This is a genomic window from Pseudoalteromonas sp. MMG006 (assembly GCF_018101025.1).
Taxonomy (GTDB): domain Bacteria; phylum Pseudomonadota; class Gammaproteobacteria; order Enterobacterales; family Alteromonadaceae; genus Pseudoalteromonas.
Genome location: NZ_JAGJEJ010000001.1, coordinates 260,284 through 273,213, shown reverse-complemented (window position 1 = coordinate 273,213; position 12,930 = coordinate 260,284). Strand labels below are relative to the sequence as shown.

Genomic DNA, 12,930 nt, shown 5'->3' with positions numbered 1-12,930 from the left:
TATTTTTCTCCTAAAGTTGAAAGTTATTGTTTTAATACTTATCGAAGTAAAAAGTATGCAAGTACTATCAATATAACTAAAGCCCAGCCAAGTACTTCAATATATTGACGTAATTTTTGTTCCATTTTCACTCCACCCCATTTCATTAAAGCCGAAACTAAAAAGAAACGTGCACCACGCCCAATAGCTGATGCGAGTAAAAACGGTAAAAAAGCCATTTGCATTACACCAGCACCAATCGTAAATACTTTATAAGGGATTGGAGAAAAGCCAGCTAAAAAAACAACCCACACACCGTATTCTTTAAACCAGGTAAGTGCAGTGTCAAATTTATCTTGCCAATGCATTTGAGCAATAAGTGGTTCTACTACAGGTTCGAATAACCAAAAACCTAGCAAATATCCTATAACACCACCAAAAACCGATGCTACAGTTGCAAAGCTTGCAAAACGCCACGCTTTACTTGGCTGTGCAAGCGACATAGGTGCAAGCATTACATCAGGTGGGACAGGAAAGAAAACAGACTCAGCAAAGCTCATGGCTGCTAAGTAACGCTCAGCATGGCGGTGTTTAGCCCATACTAGGGCCATATCGTATAACTTGGTAAACAACTTCAAAATGAATTCCTATTCAATATCGCCAGGTATCAGCGGTACAAACCTTACGGGGGCAATAACATGCTCGGTATAGTTATCGCCATTGCGAATAACCATGGTTAACTTTTGCTCTTGCTCTCCTACAGGGGCGAGTAGCACACCACCATCAGATAGCTGAGCAAGTAAATCTTGTGGAACTTTAGACGCCGCAGCGGTAACAATTATGCCATCAAAAGGGGCTTGTGACTGCCAGCCTTGCCAGCCATCGCCATGTTTCATTGCTACATTATACAAATCAAGTTGATGCAAACGACGTTTAGCTTGCCATTGAAGCGCTTTGATGCGTTCAACCGAATATACCTTAGTAAACGATTTAGCCAGCACAGCGGTTTGATAACCTGAACCTGTGCCAATCTCAAGTACTTTGTCCCGAACACCGGCAAGACGCATTAACTCAGTCATACGGGCAACAATATAAGGCTGCGAAATTGTTTGCCCCTGCCCAATAGGCAATGCCGTATTTTCGTAGGCTTTGTGTTTTAGTACATCATCTATAAATACATGACGTGGTATATCTGCAATAGCACTTAGAACTTGCGTATCCTCTACTCCTTCACGCTTTAAAAGTTCAGCAAGCACTTTTGCGCTTCGTGAGTAATTAGCTAGCACTATTTATCTCCAAATCAGCTAACCAGTCTCCCACCGCTGTTAAGCTATCTTTTGCAGTCATATCAACACTTAATGGTGTTACCGATGCAAAACCGTTATTGATAGCGTTAAAGTCAGTGCCTTCGCCAGCATCGCTTTCTGTACCTAAAGAACCATACCAAAAAATATCACGCCCCCATGGGTCTGTTTGCTTTGTCATTGTTTCGGCTTTATGGCGCGCGCCTAAACGGGTTACTTGCACACCTTTAAGCTCACTTAGCGGAATGTCTGGAACATTAACATTAATGATTTGATCTTTAGGAAGCGGGTGCGACGCCAAGCCTTTTATTATGTTTACGGTTACAGCAGCTGCGGTCTCAAAATGCTCACCATGATGCGAGCAAAGTGATACAGCAATTGCTGGTAAACCTAAATGGCGTCCTTCAGTTGCCGCTGCAACAGTACCAGAGTAAAGCGTGTCATCGCCTAAATTAGCCCCATGATTGATACCAGCAACAACCAAATCAGGTGTTTCGTCAACCAACTGATTAACGCCTAAATGAACACAATCAGTAGGAGTACCGTTTACTGAAATAAAACCGTTTTCAAGCGTAGTCGCTCGTAATGGATTAATTAACGTTAGAGAGTTACTAGCACCACTGCAATTTCTATCCGGGGCAACCAGTGTTACATCAGCTATTTGTGTTAGCGCTTGATATAAAACCGCAATGCCTTTGGCGTTTACACCATCGTCATTACTTAGAAGTATCTTCATTATTGCTGTCCTTTTCTTTTCGCTCTCGTGGACTGGCATCTGTATAATCCACCAGCTCTCGTAATAATGCGGTTGCAAAACACCCTTTGGGTAAACCAAAGCTTAGTTTTAACGTGGTTTCATCAAGTGTTTCGACAGATAAGTCTTGTGGTATCAGACGCAGCATTCTGCGTTCATTTTTAAGACCAAGCTCACCTAAACCATCGCACCATGTTTGGTATGGTTTAAGCCATATTCTTTCTTGTTCAGTTAAGCCTTTTTCACTTTTACCGACCATAGGCGCCGACATCATAATATCGCCTGAAGCTAAACGAGCTATGTTTTCATCACTTATTGCATCTTCAAAAAATGCATTACTACCACTTAACATAAATACTTCGCGGTGCATGGTTTTAGCTAAGCCATGTTCTTTTACGCGCAAGCTTACTATTTGGTTAAATACGTGCGAGCGCGCTGCAGAAATAATAATACCGCGTAATTTTTTATCGCGAATACGCTCTCCAGCAAACATCTTTTCGGCCATTACTAAGTTATGCCCGCCATGCCCAAAGCGCTGCTCACCAAAATAGTTTGGCACACCTGAGCGCACCGCATTTATACGGCACAATATATCAAGCGGCTGTGTGACATTACGAAGCGTAATAGTAAATTTATTACCCTTATGACAACCCGTTCGTAGTTTTCGCTCATGGCGCTGCTGCGATACTACAAAAATGCTCTCGCTGTTAAGCTCACTAAAATCAATGTGCTTTTTAATAGGCACTTTTACGCTAAACCACTGGCTACATACACCGTGGCGATCTTTCATGCCCGCGTAACTTACATCACGTGGAGATACACCTGCTTTTTGAGCGATAATTTTAGCAACATATTGTGTGTTTTCGCCTTTTTTAACCACTTGTAAGCACACATGCTCACCGCTGCCAGTAAACTCAATACCTAAATCTTCATCTACCATAAAATCTTCAGCAGTGGTTTTAAAGTCGGCCTTAGACAGTGGCGCACCGTATAAATAATTTAAGTCGCTCATGCGTTTGTTGTACTCGTAAGTGCTTTACTCATAATAACCACCGCATGACTAGAAATACCTTCTTTACGCCCTTCAAAGCCCAGCTTTTCAGTTGTAGTAGCTTTAACATTTATTTGACTAAGATCGCAGTTTAAATCGCTGGCTAAATTTACGCGCATGGCTCGAATGTGTGGCAGCATTTTTGGTGCCTGTGCAACAATAGTCACATCACCATTGCCAAGTATATAGCCTTGTTCTTTAGCTAAGCCAACTACATGGCGCAGTAAAATACGGCTGTCGATATTTTCATACTCGCTTGCGGTGTCAGGAAAGTGCTTGCCAATATCGCCCATTGCAAGCGCGCCTAAAATAGCATCGCATAAAGCATGAATAGCTACATCGCCATCAGAGTGTGCTAAAAAGCCTTGTGGGTAATCAATTTTTTCACCACAAATAGTTAGCGGGCCTTCGCCGCCAAATTTATGTACGTCAAAACCATGGCCAATTCGTATCATACTGCACTCTCGTTTTGTTGTTTGTTTAATAAAAACCCCGCCAAATCTAAATCTTCTGGCGTGGTTATTTTAATATTGTCGCTGCGCCCAGTAATCAATTTAACAGGCTTATTTGCCCACTCTATGGCGCTTGCTTCGTCGGTAATTGTTACGCCATTTAGCAGAGCATTTTGTAACGCGCTTTTAAGCTCATCGTATTTAAAAAACTGCGGGGTAAGTGCTTGCCATAAATCGTCTCGGGGTACAGTTTGCTCACTATAAGTATGCCCGCGCTTTATGGTGTCCTTTACTTTACTGGCTAATATGCCGCCTTCATTTGCATTTATACATTCATTAACAAGCGTATTTATATCGTCAATATTTACAAGTGGCCGTGCAGCATCATGCACTAGCACCCACTGTGGTGGGTTGGCTTCTAAAAAAAGTAAGCTATTAAGCACAGAGTCGGCACGCTCTTTACCGCCACTTGCACGTATTACGCGTGAATCTATTTGCGGTAGCTCATCAAAGTAAGGGTCAGTGTCGCTGAGCGCCACAACAATACGACTTAATTGAGGGAGTTGAGATAGTTTAGCTAAGGTGTGCTCTAAAATAGTTTTACCAGCTAACTTTATATATTGCTTAGGCGCATTATGCTGCATTCTGCTGCCAACGCCTGCTGCAGGTACAATAGCAGCAATTGTAGTTTTAGTTGTCATGTTGTTTACCCGGTAAAACACGAATAAATGTTTCGTCCGGCTTGATCATTCCTAATTCGTTACGCGCACGCTCTTCAATACCTTCTTGGCCAAGTTTTAAATCTTCTATATCGGCGGTAAGTACTTTATTACGTTTAATTAATTTTTCGTTTGTTTGCTGATGCGATGCTACCGCCGACTTTAATCGTGTGTAGTCTTGTACGCCGTTATGGCCAAACCATAATCTATATTGCACAAACAGTGCTAAGCACAATAAGCCAATTTGAAAAAAACGCATTAACACTCCTTATTTTGTTTAATTACTCGCAGTTTAAGCAAGTGGGCGTTTAATATTACGCCAATTAATATTCCCTGCCAGTAGCATTTCTCTAAGCGATAAAACACGTGGAATACTGCGCTGTGAAAACTGCCATTGGTGGCCACAACACGCTGCTGTTAAGCTCATTTTACTCGGCTTAATTAATTGCGCGTTTTGCCCTTCAAGGCCCTCGCCTAAAAAGCTAAACCAGCCAAGCTCGTTACAGTGCAATTTATTGTCTTGAAGCTCATCAATACTGTCTATTCTAAAACGTACTTGGTCGTAGCCATGCAATAAAACAGGCACTACAAGCCCCACTTTGGCATACGATTTATAAAAAAGTTCATTAGCTTCAGTGTTTACTTCAGGCGGTGTTAGCTTTTGTTTTTCAAGCCATGAGCCATTTTGCGAATCAAGTTCAAAAGGCGTTTTGCTATTGGCAACCAAAGTAGCCGCTCGTTCAATATAATAAGGTAAACTTTTTAATTGCCTACGAAGTTTATCTGCGTCGGGCTCGGCGACCAAACGCTGAACCTCTCGCTGATAAAACGCATTACACAACTGAGCATATAGCACTTTTTGTGCATCAGTTTGCCAAATTTCAACTTGCTGCTGAGCACCAAGTGACTGATTTTTCGCGACCAATAGCTGTACTCAAAAACAAATAGGTAGTTGTTTTATAGCACAGTACCGAATACTTTTTAAGCGACCTAATAATTTAAGCGCTTGGCTTTTCACCTAATTTTGCATTACCCGACTCTAAAAACTGCACAACCGTATTACGCTTTTTACCTAATAACAAACTGCCATCAGCTAAAAACATAAAGTTTTGCCAATTGCGTTTAAATACATCAAAGGTTGTTTCAATAATATTATTTCGCGCCATACAAAAATAAACGGTGGTATTAGCTTGCCAATCTAGGTGTTCTAAAATGGCCTGTGGTAAATGCTCGTCTGAGTTTTCCCACGCGTCTTCCCAGTTTACTTCTTCGCTAAAGCTCTCTTCTTTGCCGCACCAATCTGTTTTGTCAAAAAAATCTGGGTGGTCATGTTCGCGGCTAACCATTGTTGACCACAGCACTGCAGCACGCTCTTCGCTCATTGGTTTTATACGCGCTGCGTCCTCGTCTGAAACGGGAATATCTTTATGGCGAAAAACCCACGCCTTTTTGTAATCATCTAGCAGAATATAATTCATAGTATTTGGTATATTGTTTGGCATAATAAAAGCAAGCCACATTATACAAGAGAACAGCAAATGACTACAGCACTAAAACCGGGTTTATACCAACACTACAAAGGTCCACAATACAAAGTTATTCACGTTGCCACCCATAGTGAAACCGAGGAGCAACTTGTTATTTATCAAGCCTTGTACGGTGAGTTTGGTATTTGGGCGCGCCCACTAAGTATGTTTTTAGAAACCGTCGAAAAAGGCGGCGAAACCATACCTCGTTTTGCTTACCTTGGACCTATAGATTAACTATGGCATTATAACTAAATAACTTACTGCTCAGACCAGACAAGGGTGCACCGTGCAATTTAACTCTACCGACAATTACATCGCAAGCAGCTCGCTAAAACAGGCCGTAAATGCCGCCATTATGCTCGAAAAGCCACTTTTAATTAAAGGTGAACCCGGCACAGGTAAAACCATGCTGGCTGAGGAGCTTGCAAAAAGTTTAGATACCGAGCTTATTCAATGGCACATTAAATCGACCACCAAAGCGCAGCAAGGTTTGTACGAATACGATGCCGTATCGCGCCTGCGCGACAGCCAATTAGGTGACGAACGCGTACATAACATTGGCAACTACATTGTAAAAGGTAAATTGTGGCAAGCGTTTAACTATGCCGAGCTTAATGGTAAACGCCCTGTACTTTTAATTGATGAAATAGACAAAGCCGACATTGAGTTTCCAAACGATTTACTGCTTGAGCTTGATAAAATGGAGTTTCACGTTTACGAAACCAACGAGCGCATTGTCGCAAAAGAGCGCCCTATTGTGATCATCACATCCAATAATGAAAAAGAATTGCCAGATGCATTTTTACGCCGCTGCTTTTTTCACTATATTGATTTTCCGAGCAGTGACGAAATGCAGCAAATTATTGACGTACACTACCCCAATGTTAAGCAAGATTTAGTACGCCAAGCGCTAGAGGTATTTTTTAACTTACGTGAAGCAAATGGCCTTAAAAAGAAGCCCTCCACCAGCGAATTACTCGATTGGTTAAAACTTTTAATGGCAGAAGACATAGATGCAAAAACACTGCACGACAAAGCGCAAAAAGGCGGATTAATGCCAATGTTTGGCGCCTTACTTAAAAACGAGCAAGACATAAGCCTAATCGAAAAACTTGCTTTTATGAGTCGTCGTTAATATGTTGATTGCGTTTTTCTTCAAACTGCGTGAATACCGTTTACCGGTGAGCTTGCGCGAACTACTCGATTTAATTAACGCCTTAAAAAAAGGCGTTATATTTGCCGACGTAGACGCCTTTTACCATTTAGCACGCACCATAATGGTAAAAGACGAAACCCATTTTGATCGGTTTGATAAAGCCTTTAGCGATTACTTTAGCGGTATTGCCGACCTTGATTTACTCGAGAGCTTAAAGCAACAGCACAACCTACCTGAAGATTGGCTACGCAAAGAGTTTGAAAAAAGCCTAAGCGATGAAGAAAAAGCTCAGCTAAAAGCCATGGGTGGGCTCGACGAGCTTATGAAAACCCTAAAAGAGCGTTTAGAAGAGCAACAAAAACGCCACGCTGGCGGCAATAAATGGGTGGGCACCGGTGGCACCTCACCTTTTGGCGCTTATGGGTATAACCCTGAGGGCGTGCGTATAGGGCAAGACGGCAACCGTAATCGCCAAGCGGTAAAAGTGTGGGATAAACGCGAATATAAAAACCTAGATACCGACAGAGAGATTGGCTCGCGCACAATTAAACTCGCTCTTAAAAAACTACGTAAATTTGCCCGCACTGGCGCAAGCGATACACTTGATTTAAACGAGACCATTCGCGCGACCGCCAAACAAGGCGGCATGCTTGATGTAAAAATGGCCCCCGAACGCCACAACGCCGTAAAAGTATTGATGCTATTTGATATTGGCGGCTCAATGGATGACTACATTCATACCTGCGAAGAATTATTTAGCGCCGCCCACAGCGAATTTAAACACCTAGAGTTTTACTACTTTCATAACTGTTTATACGAGCACGTTTGGCAAGGCAACGCGCGCCGCCATTCAAACATCATCGACACCATGACGCTGATTAATAAATTTACTAGCGACTATAAAGTAATATTTGTTGGCGATGCTACTATGGGCCCATACGAAATAGCCTACCCTGGCGGCTCGGTAGAGCATTACAACGAAGAGCCCGGCAGTGCATGGTTGGCACGTATAACAAATCACTTTGATAAAGTCGCGTGGCTCAACCCACAACCCATTGAACACTGGCCGTACTATCAATCAATTGATTTTATAAAGCAGCTGATGGATAACAGAATGTACCCGCTGAGTTTAGATGGAATAAGTAGAGCGATAAAAGAGCTGAGTTAAAGGAATAACATGAAAAAAAGTATTTATTTAAATGAATGGTTTGTTTGTAGCCTTCTTATATTTATTGGATTCATCGTAGGTATTTCTACGAATTCAATTATGAATATATTACTGAACAAATTTAAACAGGATAGCCTTGCTAACTGGATAACTTCCACCAGCACTTTCTTAATCATGATTGGTACAGTTGCTCTAGCTTATCTAGCCTGGAATGCCAGAAACTCTTGGCTTACACAAAAGTCTATTGAAATGAAATTAGAACTCCTAGGTAATATAGTTAATTACTTCGTTAATATAAGTGAGTATGTTAGTCAGAGTAATGAATTTGGAAAGCAGCACGAAAACTTAAAAGAACTAATCTCTAGACTCAGGCTAAACAGTGGATCAAATGACGATGCATTAAAGAGAGATATTGAGGTGCAACAAAGCTTTTTGGATAAAATACATAGTGATATGGAGCAAATAGTAATAAACATTGAAGGTTCTAAAAAAGGAATTTTCATTAGTTTAGCTAAACTACCTTCAGACAAATACCAATCAAATTCAATTGTCTCAAAGATAATATACCTGAAAGCAAGTTATGCCCACTCAGATTTTTCAAGTTTTTATTATGAAATTAATAATTACTATGAGCAACTACAGGAGTTACTTTTCCCCGGTGAAAAAAGGTTAGCCCTTCCTGCATGGGAAGAGGCTCTTTCATCTGAAGAATAGTCTTACTATTTTTAAGACGCACGCCAGAACAAGTTATTAAGTTACATCTCTCTTCTGATCCAAAAAAATAATCGAAAATTGTCTAAATGCTTCATTCATTTTGATAAGGCTTAAAACCCTACAGCTCAGCTATATGATTCAATGTCTCAGGATGTCGTTGCACAAGCTTTAACAAGGTAATCGCTTGCCCATTCGGTGCGCTGCGTCCTTGTTCCCAGTTTTCGAGCGTTCTTGCTGATGTATGTAGAATGTTTGCAAATACCCCACGCGACATATTAAATGTTTCTCGAATACTTACTATTTCATTGGGTGAGATAGCAAGATCGTTGATATCATTTACTTCATGAGTACGTAACGTAAGCTTTCCTTGTGAATGCGCCTTAGCGTCTACAAGTGCTGTAGTTAATTCTGAAAATAAATCACGTTTGCTCATTGCGCCACACCTCTAAGAATTCTTTTAATTGCTTTTTCTGATCTGCTGTTAAATCGGTTACTTCGTTTTTACTGTAAATAGTGAGTAGATAAAAACGTCTTTTTTCGTCCAAGTAATAATATATAACTCTTGAACCGCCACGCTTACCCTTTCCTTTACTCGCAACTCGTATCTTACGTAAGCCGCCTGTTCCTTGAATAACATCGCCTTGTTTTGGGTTAACCATTAGATCTGCTTGAAATAAACGATACTCGTCATCACTCAAGTACAGCTCTCGGTACTTTTCGAATATGTTTGATTCAACAAATAGGCTTTTCATACATTAAAGTATACGCAGATAGCGTACAAATTCAATTAAAGATTTTAAACGATTGGCGGCAGGTATCTCTTGCTTTATTAGCTAAAGTGCTTTACTCATAAACAAGCTGTACGGGTCTAACCCATAATCACCAAAGGGTTCGCATTCTTTAAAACCAAATTGAGTATAAAGCTTTTGTGCGGGCAAAAATGCCTTTGCCGTGCCGGTCTCTAAACTTAGTGTTTTATAACCTCGCAAAGTTGCTTGCTCAATAATATGGGTGAGTAACTTAGCGGCTATGCCTTGGCGTAAATAGTTGCTTGATGTGCGCATTGATTTAATTTCGCCATGCGTTGTATTTAGTGCTTTTAAAGCGCCAACACCCGCTAAGTTATTATCAATCCATAAGCTATAAAAGGTTATATCGGCCTGAGTGAGTTTAGTTACATCCAGTGCATGTACGCTCTCAACAGGTGAGTGTTTTAGCATGTCGTTATGATGTGCTTGTAATAGTTTTATAACCTCAGGGTTTGAAAGCTCACCTGTTTTAATTTTCATTTATAGCTCATTTTTTAGTGTATTAATATTTATTGTAAAGCGCTAATAACTTAACATTCAATTCATCATTATTAGAAGCTAAAACGCTACCGACTGATTTTGGGTTATCTAAATCCCCTACTTGCACCTCAAACGTTTTATTATCAAAGCTATCAATAAAAATATATCTTTCTTTTTGTTCATCAAAAAAGGATGCAAAATTATCTGTAATAGACATTTCAAATTTCATGTCACTTTCCTCATAAACACAAATTAATGCCTACACCTATGCTTAACTAACTTAAAAATATCATATTTATATAACTGGTTTATGCAGCTAGCTTCCATACTATAAACGCTACGGCAAACCCGATTAAATATATTAAACCTAACCAGCTTAAAATACGCAGTAATACACTGTGTTTAATATCGGGGTTTGAGCGTACTAGGCTAAAGTTAAGCCATGCAAAAACAGGAGTAGTTACAAAAGCAAGCGTCATGGCAAAAGTAAGCATAGGGCCAAGAGCGGATTTAAAAAATAAAATAACGGCCATACCGGCAAGTGCTTGTAGTATTAACCAAATATTTAGGCTGTGTTTTGATTGCTTAAAGCCAAGTAACTTATGAGATTCGTTAAGCGTACGGGCGTAGCCATCAAGTACAGTAAGTGTGGTGCCAAACATACATAAAAAGGCGATTGCTGATACAAGCGGCCTTGCCCACTCGCCTATTGTTAATGCATACATATCAATAAGCTGCTTAGCAAAGGCGACTCCACCGAGTTCTATGCTGCTGTTTTGCCCGTATTGTACCAATACACCTAAGCTAAAAAATACTAAGGCTAAGCACGCTGTTAACCAATAGCCTACATTAAAATCGAACAAGCCCTGGCTTTTAGTTACTGTTTGCTGCGCTTGTTTTTCTTTTAGCCAAAGCGAACTCAGTGCTGATATTTCTATTGGTGCAGGCATCCAACCCATTAATGCAACCATGAAGCTCAGCATAGCAAGCTCATATGGTGATGGACCAACATAGTCAGCAGGAGCCATTGGGCCGTTACTAAATGCGATAACTAGCGCAATAACAGTAGCCAGCGTTAATAACCCCATTATGCCTTTGGCCACGCTGTCGAGCGCTTTGAAGTGCCCTAACAATAATATGGCTAAGCACACACCGAGCAATATCCAACATAGCAGGGTTACCTCTATCACTACAGGCAGTGCGTAATGCAGTAAGCTGGCGGTAAGTAATAATACGCCTGCGGTATTAACAACAGCAGCGAGTATGTTTAGGCCTATAAAACTATAAAAATAAACTGGGCCTTTATTTTTATAGCCTTCTACTAAACTGTTTTTAGTGGCTAAGGTATATTCCATCCCAAACCGAAAAAACGGATACTTTAATACATTAACAACCAGTATTAGCCAAAACAGTTGCCAACCAAATAATGCGCCAGCTTGAGTTGACGCGACTAAGTGAGATCCGCCAATGGCGGCTGTAGCCATTAAAATGCCAGGGCCTAGGGCACCTAAACGAGACTTCCAAACTGCTTTTGTTGTGTGCATTAATTTCTCAAAATATGTGTGTTGTGTGTTCTTTTTATTAACTTTTACAATTAATAAACTGCAAGAACGCATAACTTACCTAAATTACAGGCAATAAAAAAGAGCCGTAAGGCTCTTTTTTATAGTACTTTGGGACTAATGCTTATTTTAGTTCCATCTCTTGAATGATCTCGTGTGCAATTTCAGGTGTTGTACTTACAGGCTTTTCATGTAGGTTTGCTTTTATTTGCCCTTTTCGATGTTTTAGTGCCGCATCGAGTTTTTTAGCTGCGCTTGCAATAGCTGGGTACATAACTTCGTTTTCCCCTTTTACTGATATTCGCGCACCTTCGTAATTAGTGCTAATTTCTGCTTGGATTTTATGATGTTCTTTAGACAAAATAATATCGAGTGCGATAAGTGATGGAAAGTGGCTCTCGATTTTTGAAAACTTTTCGTTTATGTGCTCTCTAATAGAGTCAGTAACGTCGACATGGTGACCAGAAAGATTAATTTTCATAGGGTATCCTTTTATTTGTTACCTCATAAATAGTATTGGGGGCTATTTAGATTAACACAAGGAAAAAGGTAAGATATTTGAGGTTTATTTACTCGTTTTGCTGATTTAAATCATGGGTTGTGCAAAGTTTATGCAAAGCCCATTAAGCATGGGCTTTCAGACGTCTAGCTATATTGGTTAATCTGTGTACGAACAACAGTAGTCGGCAAAATCAACAACTTTTACTTTAAAGCTTACGTTAGCATCTACGTTAAACGATTCACCCGCGTTAAACGTTTTCCATTCACTCTCACCTGGCAATAAAATATCCCACTGGCCACCTAAAAGCTCCATGAGCTCCTTTTTGCTTGTATCGAATACAAACTCACCTGGCTGCATAAAGCCTAATGTTTTTGTAGTGCCATCGCTAAACACAACCGTACGGCTCGATACTTTTCCATCGAAATATACGTTAGCTTTTTTAATTACACTTACATTTTCAAACTGAGACATCCTCACTCCTGTTTATATTATTTTTAAAAATCAGCCACCACCTTGCCTGATAGAAAAATGCCTTGCAAGGAAAGTGCATTGAAAGTTACTCACTTACGGTTTTAAAGCGGTGTTTTTAGATATTAATTGCTGCGCTATTTACGTGGCAGGCTTTTTATTTAGCAAAAGTTTGAATGTGAGCTTCCTGAGTAAGCATTAAGCTTACTGTATTAAAAGTAACGCTTTTATATTTGCTCCAACAAAAAAGCCCGCCCTGTTTAAAACAAGGCGGGCTTTTAAA

20 protein-coding genes are annotated in these 12,930 nt (G+C 40.3%); 4 read left to right on the top strand and 16 right to left on the bottom strand.

Annotated elements, in window-relative coordinates; all coding sequences use genetic code 11:
* Positions 1-38 precede the first annotated feature (38 nt).
* The 9 genes from J8L73_RS01230 to J8L73_RS01190 form a co-directional block, all read right to left on the bottom strand.
* On the bottom strand, positions 39-617 hold the full coding sequence (locus J8L73_RS01230) for a YqaA family protein (protein WP_210999153.1): 579 nt from the start codon (positions 615-617) through the stop codon (positions 39-41).
* A 9-nt stretch (positions 618-626) separates the two neighbouring features.
* Positions 627-1,265 (bottom strand): protein-L-isoaspartate(D-aspartate) O-methyltransferase, encoded by a 639-nt coding sequence (locus J8L73_RS01225; RefSeq protein WP_211014340.1) that lies wholly within the window; start codon positions 1,263-1,265, stop codon positions 627-629.
* The gene (surE, locus tag J8L73_RS01220) at positions 1,255-2,019 is read right to left on the bottom strand and encodes a 5'/3'-nucleotidase SurE (RefSeq protein ID WP_210999151.1); all 765 of its coding nucleotides are present in this window, start codon (positions 2,017-2,019) and stop codon (positions 1,255-1,257) included. The genes J8L73_RS01225 and surE overlap by 11 nt, the downstream gene beginning before the upstream one ends.
* Positions 2,000-3,049: a tRNA pseudouridine(13) synthase TruD gene (locus J8L73_RS01215; protein WP_211014338.1), complete on the bottom strand. Its 1,050-nt coding sequence runs from the start codon at positions 3,047-3,049 to the stop codon at positions 2,000-2,002. Before J8L73_RS01215 ends, surE begins: the two co-directional genes overlap by 20 nt.
* Positions 3,046-3,543, bottom strand: coding sequence for a 2-C-methyl-D-erythritol 2,4-cyclodiphosphate synthase (ispF, locus tag J8L73_RS01210; protein ID WP_211014336.1), 498 nt, complete (start codon positions 3,541-3,543; stop codon positions 3,046-3,048). Before ispF ends, J8L73_RS01215 begins: the two co-directional genes overlap by 4 nt.
* Positions 3,540-4,241 (bottom strand): 2-C-methyl-D-erythritol 4-phosphate cytidylyltransferase, encoded by a 702-nt coding sequence (ispD, locus tag J8L73_RS01205; protein ID WP_211014334.1) that lies wholly within the window; start codon positions 4,239-4,241, stop codon positions 3,540-3,542. The genes ispF and ispD overlap by 4 nt, the downstream gene beginning before the upstream one ends.
* Complete coding sequence (ftsB, locus tag J8L73_RS01200; RefSeq protein WP_058547210.1) at positions 4,231-4,518, bottom strand: cell division protein FtsB; 288 nt, start codon at positions 4,516-4,518, stop codon at positions 4,231-4,233. The genes ispD and ftsB overlap by 11 nt, the downstream gene beginning before the upstream one ends.
* Before the next feature lie 33 nt (positions 4,519-4,551).
* Positions 4,552-5,184: a hypothetical protein gene (locus J8L73_RS01195; RefSeq protein ID WP_211014332.1), complete on the bottom strand. Its 633-nt coding sequence runs from the start codon at positions 5,182-5,184 to the stop codon at positions 4,552-4,554.
* Positions 5,185-5,257: 73 nt separating this feature from the next.
* Positions 5,258-5,737, bottom strand: a complete 480-nt coding sequence (locus J8L73_RS01190) for a DUF2947 domain-containing protein (protein WP_211014330.1) — start codon at positions 5,735-5,737, stop codon at positions 5,258-5,260.
* A 60-nt stretch (positions 5,738-5,797) separates the two neighbouring features.
* Here J8L73_RS01190 and J8L73_RS01185 point away from each other — a divergent pair, with 60 nt between their 5' ends.
* The 4 genes from J8L73_RS01185 to J8L73_RS01170 are packed head-to-tail and all read left to right on the top strand — an operon-like array spanning position 5,798 to position 8,826.
* A complete protein-coding gene (locus J8L73_RS01185; protein ID WP_104642148.1) occupies positions 5,798-6,022 on the top strand; it encodes a DUF1653 domain-containing protein in 225 nt (74 codons plus the stop codon).
* Between the two features lie 52 nt (positions 6,023-6,074).
* Entirely contained in the window at positions 6,075-6,923 is an 849-nt protein-coding gene (locus tag J8L73_RS01180) for a MoxR family ATPase (protein WP_058550874.1), read from the top strand.
* Between the two features lies 1 nt (position 6,924).
* Positions 6,925-8,112, top strand: coding sequence for a VWA domain-containing protein (locus tag J8L73_RS01175; RefSeq protein WP_211014328.1), 1,188 nt, complete (start codon positions 6,925-6,927; stop codon positions 8,110-8,112).
* 9 nt (positions 8,113-8,121) lie between these two features.
* Positions 8,122-8,826, top strand: a complete 705-nt coding sequence (locus tag J8L73_RS01170; protein WP_211014327.1) for a hypothetical protein — start codon at positions 8,122-8,124, stop codon at positions 8,824-8,826.
* A gap of 118 nt (positions 8,827-8,944) precedes the next feature.
* Here the strand turns inward: J8L73_RS01170 and J8L73_RS01165 are convergent, their stop codons facing one another.
* The 7 genes from J8L73_RS01165 to J8L73_RS01135 all read right to left on the bottom strand — a co-directional run bounded on the left by J8L73_RS01165 (position 8,945) and on the right by J8L73_RS01135 (position 12,650).
* The gene (locus J8L73_RS01165; RefSeq protein ID WP_211014325.1) at positions 8,945-9,259 is read right to left on the bottom strand and encodes a type II toxin-antitoxin system MqsA family antitoxin; all 315 of its coding nucleotides are present in this window, start codon (positions 9,257-9,259) and stop codon (positions 8,945-8,947) included.
* On the bottom strand, positions 9,246-9,578 hold the full coding sequence (locus J8L73_RS01160; RefSeq protein WP_211014323.1) for a type II toxin-antitoxin system RelE/ParE family toxin: 333 nt from the start codon (positions 9,576-9,578) through the stop codon (positions 9,246-9,248). Before J8L73_RS01160 ends, J8L73_RS01165 begins: the two co-directional genes overlap by 14 nt.
* Positions 9,579-9,659: 81 nt before the next feature.
* Positions 9,660-10,115: a GNAT family N-acetyltransferase gene (locus J8L73_RS01155; RefSeq protein ID WP_211014321.1), complete on the bottom strand. Its 456-nt coding sequence runs from the start codon at positions 10,113-10,115 to the stop codon at positions 9,660-9,662.
* A 22-nt stretch (positions 10,116-10,137) separates the two neighbouring features.
* Positions 10,138-10,344, bottom strand: a complete 207-nt coding sequence (locus tag J8L73_RS01150) for a hypothetical protein (protein WP_126007979.1) — start codon at positions 10,342-10,344, stop codon at positions 10,138-10,140.
* A 79-nt stretch (positions 10,345-10,423) separates the two neighbouring features.
* The gene (locus J8L73_RS01145) at positions 10,424-11,599 is read right to left on the bottom strand and encodes a divalent metal cation transporter (RefSeq protein ID WP_210999348.1); all 1,176 of its coding nucleotides are present in this window, start codon (positions 11,597-11,599) and stop codon (positions 10,424-10,426) included.
* A 202-nt stretch (positions 11,600-11,801) separates the two neighbouring features.
* Entirely contained in the window at positions 11,802-12,158 is a 357-nt protein-coding gene (raiA, locus tag J8L73_RS01140) for a ribosome-associated translation inhibitor RaiA (protein ID WP_058547202.1), read from the bottom strand.
* A 177-nt stretch (positions 12,159-12,335) separates the two neighbouring features.
* Positions 12,336-12,650, bottom strand: a complete 315-nt coding sequence (locus J8L73_RS01135) for a pyrimidine/purine nucleoside phosphorylase (RefSeq protein WP_210999138.1) — start codon at positions 12,648-12,650, stop codon at positions 12,336-12,338.
* Positions 12,651-12,930 lie beyond the last annotated feature (280 nt).

Excerpts from the sequence above, each read along its gene's own strand:
- ispF (WP_211014336.1), bottom strand. The coding sequence starts at position 3,543 with ATGATACGAATTGGCCATGGTTTTGACGTACATAAATTTGGCGGCGAA.
- J8L73_RS01170 (WP_211014327.1), top strand. The coding sequence starts at position 8,122 with ATGAAAAAAAGTATTTATTTAAATGAATGGTTTGTTTGTAGCCTTCTT.
- J8L73_RS01150 (WP_126007979.1), bottom strand. The coding sequence starts at position 10,344 with ATGAAATTTGAAATGTCTATTACAGATAATTTTGCATCCTTTTTTGAT.
- J8L73_RS01185 (WP_104642148.1), top strand. The coding sequence starts at position 5,798 with ATGACTACAGCACTAAAACCGGGTTTATACCAACACTACAAAGGTCCA.
- J8L73_RS01175 (WP_211014328.1), top strand. The coding sequence starts at position 6,925 with ATGTTGATTGCGTTTTTCTTCAAACTGCGTGAATACCGTTTACCGGTG.
- J8L73_RS01215 (WP_211014338.1), bottom strand. The coding sequence starts at position 3,049 with ATGAGCGACTTAAATTATTTATACGGTGCGCCACTGTCTAAGGCCGAC.
- J8L73_RS01145 (WP_210999348.1), bottom strand. The coding sequence starts at position 11,599 with ATGGCTACAGCCGCCATTGGCGGATCTCACTTAGTCGCGTCAACTCAA.
- raiA (WP_058547202.1), bottom strand. The coding sequence starts at position 12,158 with ATGAAAATTAATCTTTCTGGTCACCATGTCGACGTTACTGACTCTATT.
- ftsB (WP_058547210.1), bottom strand. The coding sequence starts at position 4,518 with ATGCGTTTTTTTCAAATTGGCTTATTGTGCTTAGCACTGTTTGTGCAA.
- J8L73_RS01155 (WP_211014321.1), bottom strand. The coding sequence starts at position 10,115 with ATGAAAATTAAAACAGGTGAGCTTTCAAACCCTGAGGTTATAAAACTA.
- J8L73_RS01160 (WP_211014323.1), bottom strand. The coding sequence starts at position 9,578 with ATGAAAAGCCTATTTGTTGAATCAAACATATTCGAAAAGTACCGAGAG.
- J8L73_RS01135 (WP_210999138.1), bottom strand. The coding sequence starts at position 12,650 with ATGTCTCAGTTTGAAAATGTAAGTGTAATTAAAAAAGCTAACGTATAT.
- ispD (WP_211014334.1), bottom strand. The coding sequence starts at position 4,241 with ATGACAACTAAAACTACAATTGCTGCTATTGTACCTGCAGCAGGCGTT.
- surE (WP_210999151.1), bottom strand. The coding sequence starts at position 2,019 with ATGAAGATACTTCTAAGTAATGACGATGGTGTAAACGCCAAAGGCATT.
- J8L73_RS01165 (WP_211014325.1), bottom strand. The coding sequence starts at position 9,259 with ATGAGCAAACGTGATTTATTTTCAGAATTAACTACAGCACTTGTAGAC.
- J8L73_RS01190 (WP_211014330.1), bottom strand. The coding sequence starts at position 5,737 with ATGAATTATATTCTGCTAGATGATTACAAAAAGGCGTGGGTTTTTCGC.